At 59.6% G+C, this 17,585-nt stretch carries 16 protein-coding genes and 1 pseudogene; 4 read left to right on the plus strand and 13 right to left on the minus strand.

The genetic code is table 11. The annotated features are described in order from the left end of the window. Positions 1 to 101 precede the first annotated feature (101 nt). Both ATK23_RS12360 and ATK23_RS12365 read left to right on the plus strand, forming a co-directional pair. Positions 102 to 536: a MarR family winged helix-turn-helix transcriptional regulator gene (locus ATK23_RS12360; protein ID WP_083515618.1), complete on the plus strand. Its 435-nt coding sequence runs from the start codon at positions 102 to 104 to the stop codon at positions 534 to 536. Then, positions 533 to 1,930, plus strand: a complete 1,398-nt coding sequence (locus tag ATK23_RS12365) for an MFS transporter (protein WP_066142491.1) — start codon at positions 533 to 535, stop codon at positions 1,928 to 1,930. The genes ATK23_RS12360 and ATK23_RS12365 overlap by 4 nt, the downstream gene beginning before the upstream one ends. Positions 1,931 to 2,001: 71 nt before the next feature. On the opposite strand, the gene ATK23_RS12370 is transcribed toward ATK23_RS12365, so the two are convergent. The 3 genes from ATK23_RS12370 to ATK23_RS16620 all read right to left on the minus strand — a co-directional run bounded on the left by ATK23_RS12370 (position 2,002) and on the right by ATK23_RS16620 (position 3,297). After that, positions 2,002 to 2,298 carry an antibiotic biosynthesis monooxygenase family protein gene (locus ATK23_RS12370; protein ID WP_066142495.1) on the minus strand — a complete coding sequence of 99 codons (297 nt, stop codon included), beginning with the start codon at positions 2,296 to 2,298 and terminating at the stop codon, positions 2,002 to 2,004. 103 nt (positions 2,299 to 2,401) lie between these two features. Next, positions 2,402 to 2,932: an ASCH domain-containing protein gene (locus ATK23_RS12375; protein WP_066142498.1), complete on the minus strand. Its 531-nt coding sequence runs from the start codon at positions 2,930 to 2,932 to the stop codon at positions 2,402 to 2,404. 71 nt (positions 2,933 to 3,003) lie between these two features. Further along, positions 3,004 to 3,297, minus strand: a complete 294-nt coding sequence (locus ATK23_RS16620; RefSeq protein ID WP_066142500.1) for a hypothetical protein — start codon at positions 3,295 to 3,297, stop codon at positions 3,004 to 3,006. An 87-nt stretch (positions 3,298 to 3,384) separates the two neighbouring features. Between ATK23_RS16620 and ATK23_RS16805 the strand changes: the two genes are divergently transcribed. Then, positions 3,385 to 4,257, plus strand: a complete 873-nt coding sequence (locus tag ATK23_RS16805) for a DUF445 family protein (protein ID WP_407645325.1) — start codon at positions 3,385 to 3,387, stop codon at positions 4,255 to 4,257. Between the two features lie 510 nt (positions 4,258 to 4,767). Here the strand turns inward: ATK23_RS16805 and ATK23_RS16810 are convergent. From ATK23_RS16810 to ATK23_RS12425, 10 genes and pseudogenes are all read right to left on the minus strand, one after another. Continuing rightward, positions 4,768 to 5,448, minus strand: a pseudogene (locus ATK23_RS16810) (sigma-70 family RNA polymerase sigma factor); the annotation flags it as partial. 388 nt (positions 5,449 to 5,836) lie between these two features. Then, entirely contained in the window at positions 5,837 to 7,141 is a 1,305-nt protein-coding gene (locus tag ATK23_RS12385) for a glycoside hydrolase family protein (RefSeq protein ID WP_066143383.1), read from the minus strand. Then, positions 7,138 to 8,502: a glycosyltransferase family 2 protein gene (locus ATK23_RS12390; protein WP_066143381.1), complete on the minus strand. Its 1,365-nt coding sequence runs from the start codon at positions 8,500 to 8,502 to the stop codon at positions 7,138 to 7,140. The genes ATK23_RS12385 and ATK23_RS12390 overlap by 4 nt, the downstream gene beginning before the upstream one ends. Then, complete coding sequence (locus ATK23_RS12395) at positions 8,499 to 9,416, minus strand: ATP-grasp domain-containing protein (RefSeq protein ID WP_066143378.1); 918 nt, start codon at positions 9,414 to 9,416, stop codon at positions 8,499 to 8,501. Before ATK23_RS12395 ends, ATK23_RS12390 begins: the two co-directional genes overlap by 4 nt. Further along, positions 9,416 to 10,330: a PIG-L deacetylase family protein gene (locus tag ATK23_RS12400; protein WP_066143375.1), complete on the minus strand. Its 915-nt coding sequence runs from the start codon at positions 10,328 to 10,330 to the stop codon at positions 9,416 to 9,418. The genes ATK23_RS12395 and ATK23_RS12400 overlap by 1 nt, the downstream gene beginning before the upstream one ends. Positions 10,331 to 11,028: 698 nt before the next feature. Further along, entirely contained in the window at positions 11,029 to 11,343 is a 315-nt protein-coding gene (locus tag ATK23_RS12405) for a hypothetical protein (RefSeq protein WP_066143371.1), read from the minus strand. A gap of 238 nt (positions 11,344 to 11,581) precedes the next feature. Further along, complete coding sequence (allB, locus tag ATK23_RS12410) at positions 11,582 to 12,964, minus strand: allantoinase AllB (protein WP_066143368.1); 1,383 nt, start codon at positions 12,962 to 12,964, stop codon at positions 11,582 to 11,584. A gap of 151 nt (positions 12,965 to 13,115) precedes the next feature. Beyond that, positions 13,116 to 14,909: a glyoxylate carboligase gene (gene gcl / locus ATK23_RS12415; protein WP_066143364.1), complete on the minus strand. Its 1,794-nt coding sequence runs from the start codon at positions 14,907 to 14,909 to the stop codon at positions 13,116 to 13,118. A gap of 317 nt (positions 14,910 to 15,226) precedes the next feature. Continuing rightward, positions 15,227 to 16,138, minus strand: coding sequence for a 2-hydroxy-3-oxopropionate reductase (locus ATK23_RS12420; RefSeq protein WP_073707054.1), 912 nt, complete (start codon positions 16,136 to 16,138; stop codon positions 15,227 to 15,229). 24 nt (positions 16,139 to 16,162) lie between these two features. Then, a complete protein-coding gene (locus ATK23_RS12425; RefSeq protein WP_066143362.1) occupies positions 16,163 to 16,966 on the minus strand; it encodes a hydroxypyruvate isomerase family protein in 804 nt (267 codons plus the stop codon). Positions 16,967 to 17,332: 366 nt separating this feature from the next. Here ATK23_RS12425 and ATK23_RS16690 point away from each other — a divergent pair, with 366 nt between their 5' ends. After that, on the plus strand, positions 17,333 to 17,458 hold the full coding sequence (locus ATK23_RS16690) for a hypothetical protein (protein WP_255209580.1): 126 nt from the start codon (positions 17,333 to 17,335) through the stop codon (positions 17,456 to 17,458). Positions 17,459 to 17,585: the final 127 nt, after the last annotated feature.

A 17,585-nucleotide genomic window follows, 5' to 3' on the forward strand; every position in this document is an offset into this window, starting at 1 on the left:
CATCCATGTGTTGAGCTTCTCCGAACTCTCCAACGCCCCCGTGCATTAGTCGTCGAATAATTCCACAAGACGCTTGTACAAGTTAATTGTATTCTGTACCTATGGAATTTGAGGAAGAGTCGTCAGACCTTCCAGAGCAGATGTATGAAGCGTTGTCGCCGCTGCTGAGCCTGATACGCACAGCCCGGTCCATTTCCCCGGGCAAGCTGGGCATTTTGCACACCCTGGCCACCGAAGGCCGGGCAAGTTCCGCCCGGATGCGGCAGGCCATCGGGGTCAGCCAGCAAGCCATCTCGCTGACCACCAAGGAGTTGGAAGGCCTCGGGCTGATTGAGCGGCACCGGGATGAAGACGACCGGCGCAAGCTCTGGTTCAAGCTCACGGATGCTGGCCGGCAAAAGCTGGAGCATGAAATCCAGCTGGGCCAGAGGGCGTTGATGCAAGCCATCGGCGAGAACCTGAGCGATGAAGAGATTTCCCTGATCCGTGCCGCCTTGCCTGCACTGATGAAGATCAACTCGGCGGTCCGCCCATGAATCGCACCGCAACCGCCCGAAATCCGCTGGTGCCGACGCTGGTCTTTGCCGCGCTCGCCACTGCCATCGTCTCCTCGCTGGGCATGCTGCTGGTCCCCTCGATTTCCCAGCGCTTCGACGTCGACGTTGCCACCGCCCAGTGGATGCTCACCGTGAATCTCCTGGCCGGCGCCGTGGCAACACCCATCATGGGACGACTCAGCGATGGACCGCATAAGAAGCGGCTGCTGCTCGCTTCGCTTGCAACCATGTTCGTCGGCTCGGTCATGGCGGCGGCCGCGCCAACCTTCGGGGTATTTCTTGCCGGACGCGTGCTCCAGGGCCTGTCCTACGGCATTGTCCCTGTCACCATCGCCATTGCCCGGCGCTACGTGCCTCCCGAGCACGCGCAGAACACCATCTCTACCCTGTCGGTGACCGTTGCCTCCGGAATCGGCATCGGCTATCCGCTGACCGGCATCATCGCTGGCATTTTCGACTATTCCTTCGCCTTCTGGTTTGGTGCGGTATTCGTGCTGGCCACCATCTTCGTTGTATGGAAAGTCGTCCCCTCGGGCCCCGATGGCCGCGCAGAGCAGCACCCCTTCGACTTCGCCGGCTCCTGCTTGCTGGCGGTGGGGCTCGGTTCCCTGCTGCTGACCATATCCGAGGGACCCAAATGGGGTTGGGTCTCTGGGACCACCCTCGCACTGGCCGCTTTTTCAATCGTCGTGCTGGCCCTTTGGGTACGGGTGGAAATCCGCCTGGACCACCCTTTGATCAACCTTCGCACGCTGAAGCAGGGCGAAGTCCTCCTGGCCAATATTTCGGCCATCGCCCTGGGCGCGGCACTGTATATCGCCATGTCCGTCTCGTCACTGGTAGCCCAAGCGGATACCGCGACAGGATACGGGCTGAGCCTCCCGGTCTTCTGGGCAGGATTTGTGATCTTCCCGCTCTCGGTAGGCAGCTTGGCCGCCAACCGCACGGTTCGGGTATTGGCAAAGCGCGTTGGCATGCAGGTCATGCTTCCCATTGGGGCGATCATCATGGCAGCTGCTGGAACCATGCTCTGGCTGCTCCATGCGGAGCTCTGGGAGATCTTGCTGAGCATGCTGGTCTTCGGCATCGGCATGGGCGCAAGCTACGCGGCGATGCCGGCATTGATTGCCCGCAGCGTGGCGACCCAGGAACTGGGCAGCTCCGTAAGCTTCAACCAGGTGCTGCGTACCGTGGGCTCTTCCTTCGGCACGGCGATTTCCGCGGCAATCATCGCCACCCACCCGGGACTCAACGGCGAGGCCAGTCCCGAAAGTATCAACATGACTTTCCTGCTCGGTGCCCTGCTGTGCATCGGACTCGGCGTGGCACTGCTGGCCGATTCCGCACGGCGCCAGGAAAAGTGGAAAAGATAGTCGCCGATCCTGGAGGCAGAAAACGCCCCGATACCGCAATGGCATCGAGACGTTTCTGGATTCGGGAGTGCCTAAAGTTCTACGATCTCGAATTCCAGCAGTTCAGCGCCGGTGGCCACCGGCTTCTTGGCATCTTTGCCGGCATGCGCCGCATCCGCGCGCTGCGCGCGCCAGTTCTCGAAGTCCTCGCGGGTGGCCCACTGGGTGTACACGAAGTACTTGTCTCCACCGTTGACCGGACGCAGCAGCTTGAACCCCTCGAAGCCCGGCGAAGAATCCACCGAATGCTTGCGAGCGGCGAAACGCTTCTCCAGTTCCGGTCCGGCTTCGCCGGGAACCGATAGGGCATTGATGACGACAATCGACATGTTCAACCTTTCGTGACCGGGTTTCGACGATAGGGAAACCCTCTGCTTCCACCCTACGCCTGCGCATTCTTCACCGCAGGCCGGCGTGACGAACTTGGTCCGGCTAGTCGGCATGCTCCATTGGCCAGCAAAGTTCAAAGCGTTCCAGGACCAGCTCTCCCCCGGGTTGGAGCGTGTCTTCAGGTTTCCAATCGACACCAATTGATTTTTGCGTTCGGCGCCAGAATTTCTCATGTTCTGCGCGCCAGTATTCCAACGAGAGATCACCTTCGCCCTCAGCTGCGGCAAACTGGGCATCCACCTCGAAGAACGATGCGCGCTCGACGGACAGCACGCGCAAGATTGCTCGCGGCTGACCGTCGCCGTCGCAAACGATGCAGTGGTCTTCAGGCTGCGGAACGCGTTCGTTGTAGTAGGCGTAGTCGCTAGCCAGAGATGAAGTCGCCCGCTTGGTTCCGTGCAGCATTTCGTGTAGCAGCTCATCGGCAAGCGCAGGATTATCCCCGAACGATTCGGCTACATGATGCGGCGCATCAGCCAGCGGAATCCCCTTGCTCCCCAGATACTCGGACCACATCTTCTGGGCAGCTTCAGCATTGACAGGAGGCAAGTCAGGAACGAAGTGTTCTTTCACGCTTCGATCCTAGCCGCAGACGGAGTTGAGCATGAGCACGACCTGGCCGATTCGGCACATCCAGTCAGCGTCTAGATCCTTGGGATCTTGAATTCGAACTTTTCCTTCGAGCCCCCGTGGTTTTCAAACGTAATAGTCCGGTCACCCAGCAGGTAGAACTGCTTCAACTTCAGGGTCACTGGGCCTTCGCAGCTAAGCCTGAATGAGTTGGCTTTCACGTTCGAGATAACGCAGTCCCCCTCGCAGGTAATATGATCCAGCCAAAACCAGTTGAGCCGTACATCGAAACGTAGAGGCTCATTTTCAGCGGCCCCGCTGATGTCGAAGATGTAGTTCCGGAAGAAGCTGTCCGCGTCCTGGGACATCGTGACCTTGAATTCTGTACCTTCAAGGCCATCTTCGGGCTCAGTTGTCGGCTCCGCGGATGGTTCCGACAATATGTTCGGAGTTGGATCAGACGTAGGTTCCAACGTAGGCTCAACCGATGGTTCAAACGTAGGCTCAACCGATGGGTCAAGTGTAGGTTCCAACGTTGGCTCCGGCGTAGGTTCCGAAGTAGGTTGCAAAGTTGGCTCCAGCGTCGGCTCAGCAGACGGGTCAGACGTAGGTTCCAACGTCGGCTCAACCGATGGTTCAAACGTAGGCTCAACCGATGGGTCAAGCGTAGGTTCCAACGTTGGCTCCGGCGTAGGTTCCGAAGTAGGTTGCAAAGTTGGCTCCAGCGTCGGCTCAGCAGACGGGTCAGACGTAGGTTCCAACGTCGGCTCAACCGATGGTTCAAACGTAGGCTCAACCGACGGGTCAAGCGTAGGTTCCCACGTCGGCTCCGGCGTAGGTTCCGAAGTAGGTTGCAAAGTTGGCTCCAGCGTCGGCTCAACCGATGGTTCAAACGTAGGCTCAACCGACGGGTCAAGCGTAGGTTCCAACGTCGGCTCCGGCGTAGGTTCCGAAGTAGGTTGCAAAGTTGGCTCCAGCGTCGGCTCAGCAGACGGGTCAGACGTAGGTTCCAACGTCGGCTCAACCGATGGTTCAAACGTAGGCTCAACCGACGGGTCAGACGTAGGTTCCAACGTCGGCTCCGGCGTAGGTTCCGAAGTAGGTTGCAGCGTTGGCTCCAGCGTCCGCTCAGCAGACGGGTCAGACGTAGGCTCAACCGTCGTCGGCTCCGGCGTAGCTTCCGAAGTAGGTTGCAGAGTTGGCTCAACCGACGGGTCAGACGTAGGATCCGACCTGGGTCCCGACGTAGGTGCCAACGTCGGCTCAATCGACGATTCAGACGATGGCACAGCCTCAGGCATATGAATCAATGGGGAAAACTGATCTGAGGATGGCGACTCCACGTGGTTTGCGATTGCGAGGTCATCCTCCACGGGATGTGGTTGCCTAACCAAGTTCCGTATAAACGTGGCCCGGATCGAATCTACAGATGGACTAGCCCCAATCATCGGAGCTTCGACTCCCTTCAACTCCGACTGCACTAGTGGAGCAATAGCCGGGGTGGCCCATTCCCTTCCTTCCTGCGTGCTCAGTTTTGGTATCAGGCCAATAGCAGACGCTGTTACGGCGACACCTGCCAAACCAACCCCTAAAGTGACAGCCAGACTGCCCCCTCCCGCAATGCTCAATCCAGCACCGGAGGCAACAGCGGTTGCTGAGCTTGCAGTTGTTCCACCAGCGGCCGTTGCTGCGGCTGTTATGGATCCTATTCCTGAAATACCACCGGCAGCAGGAATTCCCAGAGCAGTAATCCCACCAACAACCAGGGGAAGGACATATGCACGCAACGTGGCGCCGATTTCGTTCAGTTCCCCGAAAACTCCTTTACAATTCGGGCACGACTTCAAATGCGCTTTGACTTCTCGCACATTTCGTGTCCCCAAGGTACCTCGGATATAGGCAGGCAGTTGTTTCCGAATGTCGACACAATCTTCAGGTACCCCGGACTGCCCATTCATATGGGCGGCCAAGTAGGCTTGGCGCAATCCCTCTCGCGCGCGTACCGCCAACGCTGAAACCGCATTGGGAGTCATTCCTAGAATTGGCGCAATGTCTCTCGGTGGCAGATCCTCTACTTCGGTAAGCCACAATATTGTCTTCCAACGTTCCGTCAAAGCTTTGAACGCTAGGATGGCAAAAGTGGATTCTTGGCGTTCCAAGACTTCATCCGAATTCGCATCGCCTGGCAGGAATTCCTGGATATCTTCAACCGTAATTTGCTTTGCGGCAGCCTTGTTCCGAGAAAAGGCTTCGCGGGATACCGCAGACATCAAATAGGCGCGGAAGAACTCATCGGGACCTGCGCCACGCTCGATGATGCGGAAGACCCGCATGAAAGCCTCAGAGACAACATCCTCAGCATCAGAAGGAGAAGTCGTATGCCTGAACGCTACATTCAGTGCCACCTTTCTGTGCCGTTGATACAGGTGGTCCTGGGCTTCGCGGCATCCGTTTCGGACACCACGAATTAGCTCGGCATCGCTGAGTTCAATCATGCGTGCCCCCGAATCTAATGTCATTACGTCCCCATCACGTTTCGTGCAACAAGGCGAGTACTGACGCCCAAGGATCGCCAACCCCGGAATCGGCAACTCACCACGCCAAGATGGCGCCCGAGTTTGAGCGACATCTCCATCCTCTAGAATTTATCAGGATCTTTCCAATATATCTATTAAATGGACTTGAGGATGCTGCGTGTGAGCGAGTTCCATCCCCCGAGTATGCAACTCACCCACTCGCCAGCATTTTCCCGACAAGACAACTGGACATCTCGAAACCCCCTAATTCCATACCGCCCAGTTCAACGCGTGCAACTTATTAAATGCGCGAGAATTGGAATCGTGACGCGACAAGCCGGAAAAGATCTGGAATTTTTTCTTACCGTCGCAAATCGCGTAGATTACGCGGTTAGCTAGCGTCATGCTGGGCGACAGGAACTTGATCCCAGGCGTCCGACAAAGCCGCCCAGATGCTGTCGTCCATCAATGATGTGGGGGTAATGGAGACGTGCAACAATGAATGCTTCTCGGCGTTCCGCAGTTCTTCGCTAACGGTCCTGCTGTCCAGGGAACCGTCAGCTCCCCAGAGCCCGATTTCCAAGGAGTACCTCTCAGGTTCTTGATCTATGTACCTCTTGACCAATTCGCTAGTCGAAAACCGATTGGACGAGGCAATTCCCCTGAAGTTCCATATGTTCAGGCGATCGACCACCTGCAGAAGCTGGCTATAGTCTTGGCCGGAATCAGGACGTCCCCTCGGATCCTCGCTTGCAGGTGAGCGCACATCCATCGTGAGCATCGGCCCGGTTTCGCCCAGTGACGTAGCCACATTCCTCATGATGGACGTGACCGTGCTTGAACGCCATTGATAGATTTGCTCGGAGGTGGAATCAATCGTGCCATCCGCAGATCTGGGCCAATCAGATAACCCGCTGTACTTCGCGAAATTCGCCAAGTCATCATCGCCAAACGTGTAGTTGGGGAACATTAGCTCAGTGATGTTGATACCATCGGGCTCATAGCGCCGAACCGCTTCGTTGACCAGCTCAACGAGCTTTTCCTCCAGCTCCCCTTCTTTCCATGCTGAAATGCTTGCCCAATTCTCCGACGAATGCCCCTCCGTGTTGATCCCCGCTAGCGACGGCTGGCGTTCTAGCTCTCTGCCCAGCAACGTATCGATATTCAAGTAGATCGTTCGCGACCTGCCCAGCGCATCGCAACGGAATGCGCTTATTGCCTCGGCAACGTAGTCCCGGCCGGTTTGCGCGACCTCGCTGGATTCGACATCAGGGTGAGCCGGCCAAGGGAAAGCTACCCAATCGAGGCGTCCGATGGAGAGCGAGACTCCTGTTGCACGGACCGAATCCAAACGCATGGCAAGTTCGGAGATACGGCCGGGATCTTCGGTAGCAATATCTTCAAAACCGACGTTTACTACTCTGGAGAAATCGGGCATGATTGAGCCTTTCTTGGACTGGAGCATGTCAAAGTCGTTTCCCATGGAACTGGCGGTTGCACGCGGAGAATCTTGGCAGGTTCGCTGTGGGGGCATCGCTGCAACCGCAGTGGGGTCCTGCGTCGAGTCCTGCTGATACAAAGCCAAAATGGGGAATCCGAGCACATAGCAGGTGGCAACAATGGCAAAAATTGTCGCCAGCCCGGATATCGCTGCCGTCACTTTCCGGCGTTGACGCAGTTGCTTGGCCGCGATCATTGTCCGGTTCCGAGGATGTCGGAGAATTCTGAGCTTGAAATGATGCCGGTTCTCTGCAGTTTGTTCCAGGTTGCCGGCCTTCCCCGGATCTCGGATGCAACCGCGGCAAGCATGGTGAACCCCATGCCCGTGGCATAGAACGGCCAGAACGGAAAGGTCCACAGATTCGCCAGATCCCTCCACGCGGTATTCAGCGCGATTCCGAAAGCCACCGAAGCCATTGTGATTCCGAGACCAATCCAGCCGATGACCATGGCTGTGCGCCCAACCCAACTAGCTTCCTCTCCCCCGCCAAAGGTAACCAGCCCAGCGGGAATGAAATAAAGCAACCCTGCGAGTACCAGGATCTGCGCCAAGGGCACCACCACCATCGTTGCAAAATTGAACAGGAGGAACATGCCAAATGGCCCGTACCGGGGATTGCCGTGCATCCGCCAATGAATCTTGATCGATTGCAGCAGGCCTCGTGCCCAGCGGACGCGTTGCTTCCACAACGCTTGCAGGGTGGACGGCGATTCTGCCAGAACGATCGCGCGCGGTTCAAAAGACACACGATACCCAGCACGATAGAACCGCCAGGTCAATTCCAGATCCTCACCAACCGTATCGGTGCGGAACCCACCTAGCTCCCTGACAAGGTCAGCACGGAATGCCCCGATATTCCCGGAAACTACAGGCAAGCAATGCATCAAGGACAGCGCCCGCCTTACGACACCCGTTCCCAGATGGGAGAGGACCGAGAGCATCTTGGTCAACACCCTATCCGGGTTCACAGGCCGGTCATCGCCACAGACCGCGCCAACCTTCGCATCGCGGAATCCAGTAAGCAGCCAGGCAATGGTCACCGGCGAGAAAACCCCATCTGCATCAACAAATACCAGGATCTCGCCTGTGGCTTCTTCGATGCCGCGGTTAAGAGCCGCCCCTTTACCGGCATTCTCCTGGCTGATAGCTTTCACCAGTAGATGCTCCTGCGCCAGCTCACGCATCAGCTTGGCAGTGCCATCGGTAGATCCGTCATCAATAATCACCACTTCTGCGAGGTCGCCCTTGCTTCGCAGGATAGATTCGACGCAGGCTCGCAGCACCACTTCTTCGTTGTATGCCGGAATGATTACCGACACCGAATAGGCCGGGGTCTGTCCGAAATGCCTCGATGCCCGGGTTGGACGGCGGGACCTCTGGATCTCTTTTGCCGGGCTGCCAGGAGGCAACGCGGACAGCTTCCCATAACGAGTGAAGAACAGGCCCCTGCGACATTCGAAAAGCAGGGCCAAGGGAATCAATCCCAACTTGAGGAGGCCAATACAGAGAATCATCGCCGTCAGCGCGTAATACCCGAGAACGAGTGACGAGCTCATGCACTTCCAGCTTGCGCAGTACACGCCACCTCTGCGAAGCGCAATACTGCGTCAAGCAATTCTGGTGCCGACTCGCTGTTGGCCCCGAATCTTGCATTAACTTCGAGCACCAGCGGTTGCCCATCACCACCTAGACGCACGTCCATGTCCACCGGACCAACCAGTCCGAGCGACTGCACCGCATTCCTAGCCACCCACGCTACGTGCGCTGCAATTGGATCGTCAGACTCGCAGCGGCGCACCGATACTGCGTTGCCTACGAGTCCTTCGCGCAGTTCGGTCTTCTCAACCACCACGCAAGCCTCAAAATCTCCGGTATCAGGATTCCTGAAAATCATCGGTGCGAATTCGCGTCCGGGAGCGAATCTCTGCACCATGTCCTTTGTGCCAGCTTGCGCGCGTCCCGCCCCCAGATCTGCTGACGTAGCCAGACGGACGCCTCGCCCTCCGCGCGAGACCCGTGGCTTGATGATGATTCGCTCTTCCGGATATAACTGAGCCAAGGCTTCGCTGCTGGCGTTGATACGGGCAAAGTCCGGTACGGGAACGTTGTCACCTCGCAAAGTCAGCATAGTATAATATTTGTCGTCGCTGAGAAGCACCGATTCTTCCGAGGAGATCAGCAGCCGGGCACCGGCCGTTTCCAGCAGCTCTTTGCTGGTCGCTGCTGAAAGAACCGGGAGTTCTTCGCTGACGGTCGGAATAATCAGCTCCACTGAGTACTCTAGAACGATCGCTTGAAGACGAGTGAGGTAGTGCTGATGGCTAGCTGCCGGAACTTGGTGGAAGACGTCGAGCAACGGATTTGTTGTTGGTGCCATGTCGGCACCGATGACGCGGTGTCCTCGCTCATGCAGCTGGCGTGAGAGCGTGCTTCCTGCCGGACCACCGACTCCTGTAACTAGGATATTCATCAGAAATCCCCCACTGTCGTTGATACAAGGCGCATTACCTCGAATCCTTCGGCGCGCTGTTGCTTGACTTGGTTGCCGCGGAAATTTGCCATGGACTCGATCCGTGTACGGGTCATATATGGCTTGTTCCGCTGGTCGGCATGGAGCTTGATCGCTTCGACTTTGACGTCGGTGTAGTTCTCAACGTCGACAAAGAAGTCTGGGGAGAAATCCTTACTCACGGATGGACTCTCAAAACAGAGTATGGAGGGCAGCCGCCTTCCAGCGCGCATTACGGCACGGTGGACAGCCTCGTGGTCCTGGTGGATATCAGTCGCTGAATGAGTTAGCACGACATCTGGTTCGAAAGCAGCGATTTCCTCTTCGATCGTCGCAACCATCAGGTTGGAATTCTCCGATAGCCGCGTATCGCAAAAGGAGTGAACCGTGTGAGATTGCGCCCCCAAATACCTTGCTCCGTGTCGAGCTTCCTGGATCCGGCGAGGAGCGTGTCCGCCGCTTTCGCCCTGCGACATGACGACGATACGCACTTCATGACCAGAATCGATCAGTTTCGCGATGGTTGCACCGCAAGCCAACTCAACATCATCGGGATGCGCTCCGACCGCTAGAAAGCGTCGGGGACGGGTATTGCTTTGGGGTCTTCGTTGCAACGCCAACATTGACAGGCACAAAATCAATAGCGAGATGGCCGCCATGATGGCCACTACTGCTGCGGCATCCGATTCTCCTCTTGAAAGAAGATGCCGGCCTGCTGCAGCGATAAGAACCAGGTTGCCGGCAATCCAAGCACCTAGGATGCTCTGATGATGCGTAAAATCGCGCACCAGCCAACGTCGGCCCCACCGGCTTGACGAAATTGCAATTCCAATTATGGAGGCCACGATACCGAAGATTGCGAGTGCCATACTCATGACGTTCCCTTCCATAGAGCTATCAGAATAAGATCTTTCGCGCTCTTGTCTCTGCTCTTCCTAGTAGCGGAGAAAGCCGAATCCCTTTGCCCCCAAGACTGGCGGGGTGCATTAGGCACATGCTTTCTTGCCATTGATGTGTATCCATTCGATGGATCTATAGAGATAGAGGGCGATGGGCCCCACTTCATGACGGCGTTCTCGCAGAAATTCTGTCTTTGTTCGTCGCACGCAGGAAATGCCCATAATGTCGCACGCAGGAAATGGCCATAATGGAAGACAAGTTCCTGAGATCCAGGTTCCCCGGCAACTTAATCAAGAAGTCCGACTACCCGCGATTTCGATGAAAGCTGAGTTCAGATGAGGACAACGTGTATGGCTAACTGTCCAAGTTCAGCTAACCCCAGAACAGGTGTTCGGAGAACTCATAGACGGCGTCTTTTCGCTCGCCTATCCAGGATTCGGCAACCAGTTACGGCCGAGGTCCGGAGCTGCCCGCACCAGCAAGAGACGCGGTTCAGGATCGGGCCAATGGAGGAATCGTGGCAATGCCAGATGCATCCAGATTTCATCAACCACTGCCCCACCTCCGGAATGCTATCGTGCGGTTCGCGCACATTGCAGCCCTGCTTAGACCTGGAGAGTATCGATCCCGTCTTTGACTAATCGCCGCGTTGTGGAAGACCGGGCCGCTGCCGTCATTTATCGTCCTCGAAACCGCGTTCCAAGGTTTCCGGGCGACGCAGATCTCCGAGCGTCGACAGCAGGTCCACTCGCGGTGCCCGATGCGGGTTCGCCTGGTCCTCGGGGCGACTAAGGCCAGCTGGCGAGGAAGATTCGATGCGTTTGGCGTTCTTCAACTGTCGGCGCCAGTGAACATAGGTCTTGATGCCGAATGCCACCAGTACAGCCAAGACCACAAGGCCGAGGGCCGCAGAAGCTTGGACGACCTCGCCCAAGGACAGATCCTTGACTTCCTGGGTCAGCACCGAGGCAGCAGTAATCGCTTCCATACCCAATTCCTGTATCTAGAGTTGCGCCTGCTTCATCCCCACGTGGCTGCCAGTCTATGGGCCGCATCAATGGAATGGGCAGGGGTACGGCAATCGATATGCGTTTGTTATGGATTTCCCAGTTACGCGCCAAACCCCAGTATTCCGCTGCGCCTGAAGGGCATGGGAATCCCCGCGAAAAAGGGCTCCGGAATCCTGCCCTCTTGCAGGATGCCGAAGCCTTTCGACTAGCCAGAGCCTAGTGCTCGCGGCGGATCAGCTGGCCGGATGGGGTCTGGAAGTCCACGTCATTGCCGGCAATGATCGAGCGGCGCACCACGCCATGCAGGGTCTTGCCCTGGTACGGGGAGATCGGATTCTTGTGGTGAAGCTTCTGCACGTCCACCTCGAAGGTGTCCTCTGGAGCGAAGATCGCGAAGTCGGCGTCCTTGCCCTCCTCGATGCTGCCCTTGGCGCCCAGGCCGGCGAGCTTGGACGGGTTGACGCCCATCCACTGCACAACCTGTTCCAGCTTCAGTCCGCGCTGCTTCGCCTCGCTCCAGATCAGCGGCAGGCCCAGCTGCAGCGACGCCACGCCGCCCCAGGCGACACCGAAGTCGCCGTTCTCCACGTCCTTCAGATCGATGGTCGATGGCGAGTGGTCCGAAACGATGCAGTCGATAACGCCTTCCTCCAGGCCCTTCCAGAGCAGCTCGCGGTTGTCATTCTCGCGGATCGGCGGGCAGCACTTGAAGGCGGTGGCCCCGTCGGGGATGTCCTCCGACAGCAAGGTCAGGTAGTGCGGGCAGGTTTCCACGGTGAGCTTCACGCCCTCGGCTTTCGCCTCGCGGATCATTTCCAGCGCATCCGAGCTGGACAGGTGCAGCACGTGGGCGCGCACCCCGGTCTTCTTCGCCCGCTCGATCACCTGGGCGATGGCGGTGTTCTCGGCATCGCGCGGGCGCGAATCCAGGAATCCGGCGTATTTGCCGCCTACCGGCTGCGGGGAGTTGTCGATGATCTCGGCGTCCTCGGCGTGCACGATCATCAGCGAGTCGAAGGAGGCCAGTTCGGCCATGTCCTCTTCCATCTCGTCAACGCTCAGGGACGGGAACTCGTCCACTCCCGAGTGCAGCAGGAAGCACTTGAAGCCGAAGACCCCTGCTTCGTGCAGCTCGCGCAGGTCCTTCTTGTTGCCCGGGATGGCGCCGCCCCAGAAGCCGACATTCACGTAGGCGTTCTTGCCAGCGGCCTCGCGCTTGATCTCCAGCGCTTCGAGGTTCACCGTGGGCGGGATGGAATTCAGCGGCATATCCACAATGGTGGTCACGCCACCGGCGGCCGCGGCCTTGGTGGCCGATTCGAAGCCTTCCCATTCGGTGCGCCCTGGCTCGTTCACGTGCACATGCGTATCAACGAGCCCGGGCAGCAGCACCTCGTCCGCGGCCACCTCGATCACGCGGGTACCGGACAGACCGGTGCCGTAGGGCTCAACGGCGACAATCTTCCCATCGCGCACGCCGATTTCGCGCGGCGCGATGTCCTGCCCGGCCAGCACTTGCTGCCCGCGCAGCACCAGGTCAAAGGTGGTTCCGGTGGTGTCTTGGGTCGATGCGCGTCCGACAGCTTCGTTGATGCTCATGAGGCGTTCCTACTCGTTGATAGCTCAGGTTTCTTGGTGCTCGGCAGCTCTATGCCGAGCCTGGATTGTTGTGGCGCGAGGCACACCCGAAATAGTGAACCGGTGCCTCGCGCCCAACGTTGCGGGGTGCAGGTCAGCGACGACTTCCCTTTCAGGCACCCACAGCGGCCGAGGTTGCCAGCGGAACCAACGCGGTTGGCGCATCGCCAGGCTCCAGGGCCAGGTCTTCGAATTCATTGACGGCATCCAGCTGCGCGCCCATGGCGATGTTGGTGACCTTTTCCAGGATCACTTCCACCACGACCGGCACCTGGTGCTCTTCGGCCAGCGCATTGGCCTGCGCGAATCCGGCAGCCAGCTGGCTTGGATCCTCGATGCGCACCGCCTTGCAGCCCAGGCCTTCGGCGACCTTCACGTGGTCCACGCCGTAGCCGTTGGTTTCCGGGGAGTTGATGTTATCGAAGCCCAGCGACACGTGGTAATCCATTTCGAAGGCGCGCTGCGACTGGCGGATCAGGCCCAGGTAGGAGTTGTTGACCACCACGTGCACGTACGGCAGCTTGAACTGCGCGCCGACGGCCAGTTCCTCGATCATGAACTGGAAGTCGTAGTCGCCGGAGAGGGCCACGACCTTCTCGCCCGGCTTGCCGCGCACCACGCCCAGGGCGGCCGGTCCGGTCCAGCCCAGCGGGCCGGCCTGGCCGGCGTTGATCCACTTGCGCGGGCCGTAGACGTGCAGCATCTGCGCGCCGGCGATCTGGCTCAAGCCGATGGTGGATACGTAGGTGGTGTCCTGGCCGAAGGCGGCGTTCATCTCCTGGTACACGCGCTGCGGCTTGATCGGGATGTTGTCGAAGTTCGTCTTGCGGTGCCCGGTGGACTTGCGGGCGGTGGCCTCATCGGCCCACGCCGAGTAGTCCGGCAGGGTGCCGGCGGCCTTGCGCTCGCGCACCACTTCCAGGATGGCATCGATAGCGGCGCCGGCATCCGAGGTGATCCCCAGATCCGGGGAGAAGACACGGCCGATTTGCGTGGGCTCGATGTCCACGTGGATGAACTTGCGCCCGGCACGGTAGGTCTCCAGGTCGCCGGTGTGGCGGTTGGCCCAGCGGTTGCCCAGGCCCAGCACCACGTCGGATTCCAGGAAGGTCGCGTTGCCGTACTTGGTGTGGGTCTGGATGCCCACCATGCCCGACTGCAGTCGGTGGTCATCAGGGATGGCGCCCCAGCCCATCAGGGTCGGGGAGACCGGGATGTTCAGCTCTTCGGCCAGCTCGACCAGCTTGTCGCTCGCGTTGGCGTTGATCACTCCGCCACCGGCGATGATGATCGGCTTCTTGCCGCCGAGCAGCAAATCCACCATTTTCTCGGCCTGGCCGCGGGTGGCTTGCGGCTCGGATGGAGCCAAGGGCTCGTAGGCGTCGATGTCGAAGTCGATCTCGGCCAGCTGCACGTTGATCGGCAGGTCGATCAACGCCGGGCCGGGACGGCCCGAGCGCATGATCTGGAAGGCCTTGGCGAAGGTGCCCGGCACCAGGCCCGGCTCCAGGATGGTGGAGGCGTACTTGGTGACCGGCTTGGCGATGGACTCGATGTCCACTGCCTGGAAGTCCTCCTTGTGCAGCACGCTGGTGGGCGCTTGCCCGGTGATGCACAGCATCGGGATGCTGTCGGCGATCGCGGCGTACAGGCCGGTGATCATGTCTGTGCCGGCTGGGCCCGAGGTGCCCAGGCACAACCCGATCTTGCCGGTGGCCCGCGAGTAGCCGTCGGCCGCGTGGCTGGCGCCCTCGACGTGGCGGTGCAGGGTGTGGCGGATGCCGCCGTGGGCCTTCATGGCCGAGTACAGCGGGTTGATGGCGGCGCCGGGCAGGCCGAAGGCCTCGGTGGCGCCCTCCTTCTGCAGGATCTGTACGATGGCATCTACTGCGCGCATCTTTGGCATTTCAGTCACGTCCTTAGGAGCACCGGCAAGGGTGCAGGTGGGTTGCTTGGGAGAAAGCTTGGGAGAAAGATAAGGAAACCTGCGGCGGGGCGGAAGGTGCATGAGTCACCACAACGCCGTTTCCTTGAGCATCGGATGCCGGCAATGAGCTGGAACAAAGCCCATTGCGCGGCGGGCGGGGACTGTGCTGGCAGCTTGCCGTGTCATCAAGCGGCCTGCATCGGCCGGGCCCGCAATTGCGCGGCCAGCATCCGAGGAAGCGGAGATACCTTGGCCTCCCCGCCGCAGGAAGTCAGTATGCCCTGGGGTGGTATTCCCTAGGCAGGAACCGGGGCCTCGACCTTGCCGGCCAGGCGCTGCACTCCGCGGAAGAGCCCGGAGTGATCCAGTGCACCGTCACCGGAGGCGACGGTGGAGGTAACCAGCTGGGCCACCAGTGCACCCAGCGGAAGCACTACGCCGGCTTCGCGGGCGGCGGAGGTCACGATGCCCATGTCCTTGTTGTGCAGGGCCAGGCGGAAGCCCGGGGTGAATTCGCGGTCCAGGATCTTCTGGGCCTTCTGGTCAAGCACCTTGGAGCCGGCCAGGCCGCCGCCGAGGACCTTGACGGCAGCGTCGGTGTCCACGCCGTAGGCTTCGAGGAAGAGCACCGCTTCAGAAAGCGCCTGGATGTTGGCGGCGACAATCAGCTGGTTGGCCGCCTTGACGGTCTGGCCCGAGCCCGAGGGGCCCACCAGCACGATGGTCTTGCCCACTGCTTCCAGTACCGGCTTGGCGGCGTCGAAGTCCGCCTGCTCGCCGCCGACCATAATGGACAGCACGCCCTCGATGGCTCCTGCTTCGCCGCCGGAGACCGGGGCATCCAGCGGGCGCAGGCCTGCTTCGCGGGCCGCATCCGAGAGCTGCACTGCGACGTCCGGGCGGATCGAGGAGTTGTCGATCCACAGGGCGCCGGGCTTGGCGTTGGCGAAGACGCCCTCGGCGCCGAGGGTGACGTCCTGGACATCCGGGGAGTCCGGGACCATGGTGATGATGACGTCGGCGTCGGCCACTGCTTGCGCGATCGATGCGGCCTTGGTGCCGCCAGCGGCGGCCAGCTCATTGCCGGCCTTGTCACTGCGGTTGTAGCCGGTGACGTTGTAGCCGGCGTTGACGAGGTTCTTTGCCATCGGCAGGCCCATGATTCCCAGTCCGATGAAGGCGATGTTCTGCGACATGTGATTCTCCAAAAAGTCTTGTGCGAAAGGTGTTCTCTAGGCGGTTGCGTTGCTGCTGGCGGTCTGCAGCCAGTCGAAGGCGGTGACGGCGTCCTGCTTGTATTCCAGGGCGACCTTGCCGGTGTAGCCCAGCTCGCGTGAGCGGTTGATCCAGTCCAGCAGCGGCAGGCTCCCGGTGCCCGGAGCTCCGCGGCCTGGCGCGTCGGCGATCTGGATGTGGCCGAAGTCCTTGGCGTGCGCCTCGATGACGGCTAAGACATCGTCGCCGTTGACTGACAGGTGGTAGAAGTCTGCCAGCAGCGCGATGTTGCTTTCGCCCTGCGCCTTGACGGCGTCAACGACTGCAAGCGCCTGGGCCGCGGTCTTCAGCGGGTAGGCTTCGGTGCCGGAGACCGGCTCGATCAGCACGGTGCCGCCCACCTTGGCCACGCCCTGGGCCGCGGCCACCAGGTTCTCCAAGGCCAGTGCGTCCTGGGCCTTCGGGTCGGCACCCTCGATGCGGTTGCCATACAGGGCGTTGAAGGACTTGCAGCCGGTAGCTTCGGCGATGGCCACTACGGCATCGATGTTGTCCTTGAATTCGGCTTCGCGTCCCAGCCAGGAAACCAGACCGCGGTCGCCTGCCGGCATGTCGCCGGCGAAGAAGTTCAGTCCGTCGAGCTGGACGCCGGCGTTGGCCAGCGAGGCGACGAATTCGTCGATCTGCTTATCGGAAGGCGCTGCTTCGTTGAATGGCCACCAGAATTCGACGCTGTCGAAACCTGCCTGCTTGGCGGCATCCGCGCGCTGCAGCAGGGGCAACTCGGTGAGGAGGATCGAGCAGTTCAGAGTGTAGGACACTGGATTTCCCTTCAAGAACACCTTCCAATAATTCCGCTTTATGGAAGTTAGCTTTTGCTTTATGAAAACTCTAGAACGAGACGCCGATCACTGTCAAGAAGGTTTCCCGGCAATTTGCCACTGCGCAAAAAAGGTACGCAAAAGCCTGAATTCACAGCGTTCTCGCGGTCGCGGGATCCTGCGCAACCCGGGCAAAGCGTCGCCCACCTGCGGGTTTGCGGAATCAATAAAAGTGTTCCGGAAATCCCATGAAATATCGCCCTGCGAAATTATCATCTTCTATTGCGATAATGTGATCCAGCGCATACAGTGATGGGTACTCACCTGGCACATATCTCGGAGTGACTTCCTAGCTCAGGAGCAGCCATGCTTTATCCATCGTGCTTCATGCACAGCGCGCAGCGGCTCGCCGCGGCACCACGCCCGGCCATGCCGCTTCTCGGCTCGCCGGCCGAGTTCTACGCTAATTTCGGACAGCCGATCTACCCGTAAGCGGGCCCGCCTCGCTGCCTTGCGCCCCCGCACGGCAGGCACGGGCCGTTGCACTCAACGTTCCGCTTCCCCCAGATTTGTCATTTTCCCTGCTGCAGTGCGCCCGGATGCGCCGTGCCCGGATTCA

This window comes from Glutamicibacter nicotianae (assembly GCF_002797775.1).
In the GTDB taxonomy this organism is placed as follows: domain Bacteria; phylum Actinomycetota; class Actinomycetes; order Actinomycetales; family Micrococcaceae; genus Glutamicibacter; species Glutamicibacter nicotianae.

Excerpts from the sequence above, each read along its gene's own strand:
- ATK23_RS12360 (WP_083515618.1), top strand. The coding sequence starts at position 102 with ATGGAATTTGAGGAAGAGTCGTCAGACCTTCCAGAGCAGATGTATGAA.
- ATK23_RS12365 (WP_066142491.1), top strand. The coding sequence starts at position 533 with ATGAATCGCACCGCAACCGCCCGAAATCCGCTGGTGCCGACGCTGGTC.
- ATK23_RS12370 (WP_066142495.1), bottom strand. The coding sequence starts at position 2,298 with ATGTCGATTGTCGTCATCAATGCCCTATCGGTTCCCGGCGAAGCCGGA.
- ATK23_RS16620 (WP_066142500.1), bottom strand. The coding sequence starts at position 3,297 with ATGTCCCAGGACGCGGACAGCTTCTTCCGGAACTACATCTTCGACATC.
- ATK23_RS12385 (WP_066143383.1), bottom strand. The coding sequence starts at position 7,141 with ATGATCGCGGCCAAGCAACTGCGTCAACGCCGGAAAGTGACGGCAGCG.
- ATK23_RS12390 (WP_066143381.1), bottom strand. The coding sequence starts at position 8,502 with ATGAGCTCGTCACTCGTTCTCGGGTATTACGCGCTGACGGCGATGATT.
- ATK23_RS12395 (WP_066143378.1), bottom strand. The coding sequence starts at position 9,416 with ATGAATATCCTAGTTACAGGAGTCGGTGGTCCGGCAGGAAGCACGCTC.
- ATK23_RS12400 (WP_066143375.1), bottom strand. The coding sequence starts at position 10,330 with ATGAGTATGGCACTCGCAATCTTCGGTATCGTGGCCTCCATAATTGGA.
- ATK23_RS12405 (WP_066143371.1), bottom strand. The coding sequence starts at position 11,343 with ATGGAAGCGATTACTGCTGCCTCGGTGCTGACCCAGGAAGTCAAGGAT.
- allB (WP_066143368.1), bottom strand. The coding sequence starts at position 12,964 with ATGAGCATCAACGAAGCTGTCGGACGCGCATCGACCCAAGACACCACC.
- gcl (WP_066143364.1), bottom strand. The coding sequence starts at position 14,909 with ATGCCAAAGATGCGCGCAGTAGATGCCATCGTACAGATCCTGCAGAAG.
- ATK23_RS16690 (WP_255209580.1), top strand. The coding sequence starts at position 17,333 with ATGCTTTATCCATCGTGCTTCATGCACAGCGCGCAGCGGCTCGCCGCG.